This is a genomic window from Clostridium sp. (assembly GCF_051654825.1).
In the GTDB taxonomy this organism is placed as follows: Bacteria; Bacillota; Clostridia; order Clostridiales; family Clostridiaceae; genus Clostridium.
Window position 1 is genome coordinate 1 of the sequence record NZ_JBOFYU010000165.1, and the last position, 5,262, is coordinate 5,262.

General features: G+C 27.8%; 9 protein-coding genes. 6 read left to right on the forward strand and 3 right to left on the reverse strand.

All coding sequences use genetic code 11. The features are described from left to right. Nucleotides 1-1,006 (forward strand): DUF4910 domain-containing protein (locus ACRDBA_RS09825; protein WP_438572745.1); only part of this gene is annotated, 1,006 nt, incomplete at its 5' end. Nucleotides 1,007-1,070: 64 nt separating this feature from the next. On the opposite strand, the gene ACRDBA_RS09830 is transcribed toward ACRDBA_RS09825, so the two are convergent. Next, nucleotides 1,071-1,196 (reverse strand): YvrJ family protein, encoded by a 126-nt coding sequence (locus ACRDBA_RS09830; RefSeq protein WP_438572752.1) that lies wholly within the window; start codon nucleotides 1,194-1,196, stop codon nucleotides 1,071-1,073. 47 nt (nucleotides 1,197-1,243) lie between these two features. On the opposite strand from ACRDBA_RS09830, the gene ACRDBA_RS09835 reads away from it, so the two are divergent. Then, entirely contained in the window at nucleotides 1,244-1,987 is a 744-nt protein-coding gene (locus ACRDBA_RS09835) for an AAA domain-containing protein (protein ID WP_438572753.1), read from the forward strand. Between the two features lie 178 nt (nucleotides 1,988-2,165). Continuing rightward, entirely contained in the window at nucleotides 2,166-2,420 is a 255-nt protein-coding gene (locus ACRDBA_RS09840) for a hypothetical protein (RefSeq protein ID WP_438572746.1), read from the forward strand. A gap of 40 nt (nucleotides 2,421-2,460) precedes the next feature. Here the strand turns inward: ACRDBA_RS09840 and ACRDBA_RS09845 are convergent, their stop codons facing one another. Further along, a complete protein-coding gene (locus tag ACRDBA_RS09845; protein ID WP_438572747.1) occupies nucleotides 2,461-2,970 on the reverse strand; it encodes a TDE2712 family protein in 510 nt (169 codons plus the stop codon). Nucleotides 2,971-3,060: 90 nt separating this feature from the next. Further along, nucleotides 3,061-3,240, reverse strand: a complete 180-nt coding sequence (locus ACRDBA_RS09850) for a hypothetical protein (protein WP_438572748.1) — start codon at nucleotides 3,238-3,240, stop codon at nucleotides 3,061-3,063. Nucleotides 3,241-3,391: 151 nt separating this feature from the next. Here ACRDBA_RS09850 and ACRDBA_RS09855 point away from each other — a divergent pair, with 151 nt between their 5' ends. The 3 genes from ACRDBA_RS09855 to ACRDBA_RS09865 all read left to right on the forward strand — a co-directional run. Further along, nucleotides 3,392-3,583, forward strand: a complete 192-nt coding sequence (locus tag ACRDBA_RS09855; protein WP_438572749.1) for a YwbE family protein — start codon at nucleotides 3,392-3,394, stop codon at nucleotides 3,581-3,583. Between the two features lie 222 nt (nucleotides 3,584-3,805). Beyond that, nucleotides 3,806-4,948 (forward strand): 5-bromo-4-chloroindolyl phosphate hydrolysis family protein, encoded by a 1,143-nt coding sequence (locus ACRDBA_RS09860; RefSeq protein ID WP_438572750.1) that lies wholly within the window; start codon nucleotides 3,806-3,808, stop codon nucleotides 4,946-4,948. An 18-nt stretch (nucleotides 4,949-4,966) separates the two neighbouring features. After that, nucleotides 4,967-5,262, forward strand: a 296-nt coding sequence (locus ACRDBA_RS09865; protein ID WP_438572751.1) for a toxic anion resistance protein, incomplete at its 3' end; no start/stop codon positions are given.

The following is a 5,262-nucleotide window of genomic DNA, read 5'->3' on the forward strand; positions in this document are numbered from 1 at the left end:
AGGCTATGGAAATAGTGATGCTGACTATGAAGGAAAGGATATAGAAGGAAAAGTAGTTTTAGTTCAAAGAGGTGGATCAGGAGATGCTACTTTTTCTAATAAAGCAGCTTTAGCAAATAAGCATAAGGCAGGGGCTCTAATAATATATAACCATACTCCAGGAGCAGGAATACCTTGGAATACAGCAGGTAAAAGTACTATACCAGTACTAGGTATGTCAAATGAAGATGGAACAAAACTATTAGCAAATTTAGAAAAAGATAATGGATTAAAATTAACTTCAGATATAGATATTGAATATGTAGAGCATGGAGTTTCTAGAAATGTAGTAGCTAATATACCAGCGAGTAAAGATCCACAAAATGCAAAAACTGTAATAGTAGGAGCTCACTTTGATAGTGTAAACTGTCCAGGAGCTAACGATAATGCTACAGGTACTAGTGTATTATTAGAAGCAGCGAGACTTTTATCTACACCAGATATGAAGAAAGCTTTCAACTATAATATACAATTTGTAGCATTTGGAACAGAGGAACTTGGATTATCAGGATCAAATGTATTTGTTAATGAATTAAAAGAATCTAAGGAGATAGAAAATATCCAAGCTATGATAAACATGGATATGGTAGGTACAGGAGATACTATGAGACTTAGTCAATATAGTAAGGAAATCACAGAAGTAAGTAAAATAGCAGAAAAGCATATTATAAATAATGGTATAAAATACTCAGGATATGTAGGAACGGGAGCTGCTTCAAGTGACCATTATCCATTTGATTTGGCGGGAATACCAGTAGCGTATTTTAGTGTATCAAGTGATCCATACTACCATACAGACAAAGATACAATAGATAAGATAACACCAGTAAACTTAAAAAATACAGCTAATGCATTAGTAAGTACATTAATTGATATGCAAGATATGGAAGAAAGAAAGCATGATACAACTAAAGAGTTGAAATCTATAATACCTCAAAATGTTAATGAAGAATTAGATAACCAATAATTACAAATAAATAACCCCTTATAGAATAGAATTTAAAAATCTATCTATAGGGGGTATTTATAATTTATTTTAAGCTAATGATATTTTTAGATAATTCATTAATACTATCAGATAGAGTTTGTAGCTTTCCTTCAATCCTTACAAGTAAATACATACTAAGGGCAATCGGGAAGCCTACAGAAGCTATCAGAGTTTGTAATTATGAATTCATTATAATACACAGAAGAGATAGATAGGATTGAGAATGATGAAGATGTAAGTTTATTTGTGAAAAATATTGAAAATGTTCAAGGTGATGAAAGAGATATAATTGTATTTTCTACAGCATATGCAAAGAATGTTCAGGGGAAGGTTTTAAATAACTTTGGTCCATTAAATAAGATAGATAGAGAAAATCGTTTAAATGTTGCTATAAGTAGGGTCAAGAAGAAAATATGTTTAGTTACATATATAGAACCAGAAGATTTGTCAGTAGATAAATCTACGAATAAAGGACCTAAGTTATTTAAGGAGTATTTAAAGTATATAAGAGCAGTCTCTGATAATAATGAAAAGGAGCAGGAGTTAATATTCAATAGTCTACTAGACACATTTAACAATAGAAGTGAAAAGAGAGATCATGATAGTGAATTTGAATCTGAAGTTTACGAGGAGTTAGTAAAAAGAGGATATGAAGTGCATAAACAAGTGGATGTATCTGGATATAGGATAGATTTAGCTATATATAATAAAGATGCTTCAAAATATATACTTGGAATAGAATGTGATGGGGCAACTTATCATAGTTTAAAGTCTGAAAGGGAAAGAGATATTCACAGGCGAAGATATTTAGAATCAAGAGGATGGAAGATAAGCAGGATATGGAGTACAAATTGGTGGAGAAATTCTAAAAAAGAAATTGAAAGAATAGAATCATCAAATATAACTCAAAGTGCACTAAAAAGTAACATAGAATGGAACGTAGAAATAATATCAAAATAACATTAACTATTTATAGAGGATGTACTAAAAAATTATAGGAGTTTTTACTATTGATGTTAATGAAGTTAGCAAGGAATAGTTGACAAAGTTAAAAGGATACATTAAAAATAATAAGTGGAGTAAAAAAATAGTAAGTATAATTAAGTTATTAATATAAAACAAAATGGAGAGTTTTCAAATGGAAGAAATAATGTATGGCAGTGAGCAGTTTAAGAAAAAGAATGGTTATTCAAAAAAGAAACCATTAACACCTAGTGAAAGAAAAGAGAAAAATTTAGAAAAACAATCTAAATTAATAGAAAAACTTAATAGATTATCTAAAAAAGACAATTCTCAAAAAGCATCGGTAAATGAAACTTCAAATAATGAATCTAATGATAAACCAAGTATAAATGATTTGAAGTTATTAGTTAATAACATACAAAACAAATAAAGAGGATGACTTAAATAAGCCATCCTCAAATTAATTATATTTACATACTAAGAAGTTTTTCTTCTATATATTCATTAAATGGTTTACCAGCTATTGTTACTGGGCCTTCACCAAATAAATCTACTGCAATATTAAAGAAATTGATTATCAATTTATTTTCATCAATATAATACTCATCCATATGTCCTGGAATAAATATCACCTCATATTCTTCATTACTTAGCTTATCTGCCATATACTCTAAATTAAGATGCTTTACTGGTGCTATCATCATATTTGTAAATTTCAGATCTTCAAGCATCCACATATTTTTATTCCAGTATCTACTTTCTTTTTTTGTTGGTGCATTTAGAAGCTCTCTGTTTGATATTGCTGAAAGCACCTTTCTTACAGATTCCTTTGTGAAGTCTTCATTATATAGATATTTCATATCTTCTTGATTCGATAGCTCTATAAAGAATGAATCTGCTATCTTTTCTCTTTGATGTATTGAATCCCAAATAAAAAGCATCATTTCTAAGATTTCACTTTTAATTATAATTTTACCCAAGTTAACCCCTCCTATTATGTTTGGAAATTATTGTATATAAAAACAAGTCATATAGAAATACTTATGTAAAAATCTCTGTAAATACTAAAATTACCATTCTTCTTTATAATCAGGACAATTTTTTTCTACTTTACAATTCACACAGGGAATATCAGGTCTTTCAAAGCATTTATTACGGCAATTAAAATTAGGCTCAGAACAACATTTGAGCTCAAGCCATCTATCTTTTGTAAAATAAGCATCATGTATTGAACAATAACTTCTAATCATACTTACTAACTCCTTTAATATAAAATTTACTTATATATGTATATTAAAATATTTATCAAATATGACAAAATATTTGATTATAGCTTATAGCAGAGTTATTATGGATATGATATAATTATAGTTTCATATAAAGAAAGCAAGAGGTATAATAATGGACGGAACTAAAAGAAGTGATATAAAAATAGGATCAAAAGTACAAGTAGTACAAAAGCAAGACCAAAGAAGCGGTAAACTAACAGAAGGAATAGTACAAAGAATCCTTACTAACTCACCAAATCACCACCATGGAATCAAAGTAATGCTTGAGAGTGGAATTGTTGGAAGAGTAAAAGAAATAATATAAATTAATTAAATTACTACCCCATACATCGTGTTTCACGACACAGGGGTAGTAATTTTTTTATTTGTGATATAATCATATTATAAAAGTAAATACTAAAATAATATGAATTAAATTACTAATATCAGTTAAAACTAGATAACTTATAATATAAATAAACATAAGATAATACTATATATCTAGATTTATGTATATAATAATAAAAATAATCTGGAGGCAACATAAATGAATAAAAATGACTTTTATAATTTAGAAGAGCAAATTACATCCACAGTTAGCGATGCACTTAAAGCAATAGATATTGCGGGCCTTAAAAGTGATATTAGCTACAACATTGATGACACTATAAATCAATTTAAATTAAAATTTAACCTATACATTGAAAAGCATATGAATTTAAATAAAAAAGCTAAAAATCATATATCAAACTATATTAACAAAAGACCCCCTGGAAGTGTATCATCTATAATTTATATAGTAGTAGGGTCGGGGGTAGCTACAATAAACATTACATCATTGGGAGTATACCTAATAGCTAATTCAGTTTTTAGTAGTATTATGGCAGGCAGTGGTGTTGTTTTGGGTGTTTTAGTGGTATTCTCTCTAGGAGGTACAGCGTTATTCTTAAAAGGAATAAATGAAAGAAAAAGGATAAAACGTTTTAAAAAATATGTAAGAATTATTGACGATAATAGTTTTGTAGTAATTGAAGAATTAGCAAAATATGCTAGTGAAAAAAAGAATTTTGTTATTAAAGATTTACGCAAAATGATTGATTTAGGTATGTTTATAGAAGGACATATAGATGAAGCTAAAACTTATTTTATGATAAATGATGAAGTTTATGGTGAATATTTAAACTTGAAAAAAGAACAAATAGATAAAGAAAATAATAAGAAAAAACTTAAAAAAGATAATAATGATACAGTAAGGGATGAAGTAGACTCTACTATAAAAATAGGAAGAGAATATATTGGACAAATAAAAACTATAAGAAATCAGCTTCAAAGAGATGAAATATGTATAAAGCTAGACAAATTAGGAGATATTGCAAATCAAATACTTAATAAGGTTGAAGAAAATCCTAAGAAAGTGCAAGAAGTTAATAAATTTATAAATCACTATCTGCCTATGACTATAAAGTTAATTAGCTCCTATAAAGAGTTAAACAATCAAGTGGTTCAAGGTTATAATATAAAAAATGCTAAAGATCAAATTAAAAAGAGCATAGATCTTATTAATAGTGCTTTTGAAAATTTATTAGATGATTTATATGAGGATGTTGTTTTAGATATTTCTACAGATATAACTGTACTAAAAACATTATTCAAACAAGAAGGACTAGGAGAAGAAGATTTTAAAAAGTAATTAAATGGAGGATAAGAAATGAGTAACGAGTTCAAAGAATCTATTGATTTAAAACCAGAATTAAACTTTGGGGCATTTGAGGAAGAAAATCATAATTTAAAGATAAAAGAAGAAAAAGTAGAAGAAAAAATAGTTGAGGAAATACAATTAACACAAGAAGAGAAAAAAATGGTAGAGCAATTTGTAGATAAAATAGAGATAAAGGATTCAAATTCTATTTTACAATATGGAGTAGGTGCTCAAAAGAAAATTTCTGATTTTTCCCATTCAGCATTAAATGATGTGAGAACTAAAGATTTAGGTGAGATTGGAGA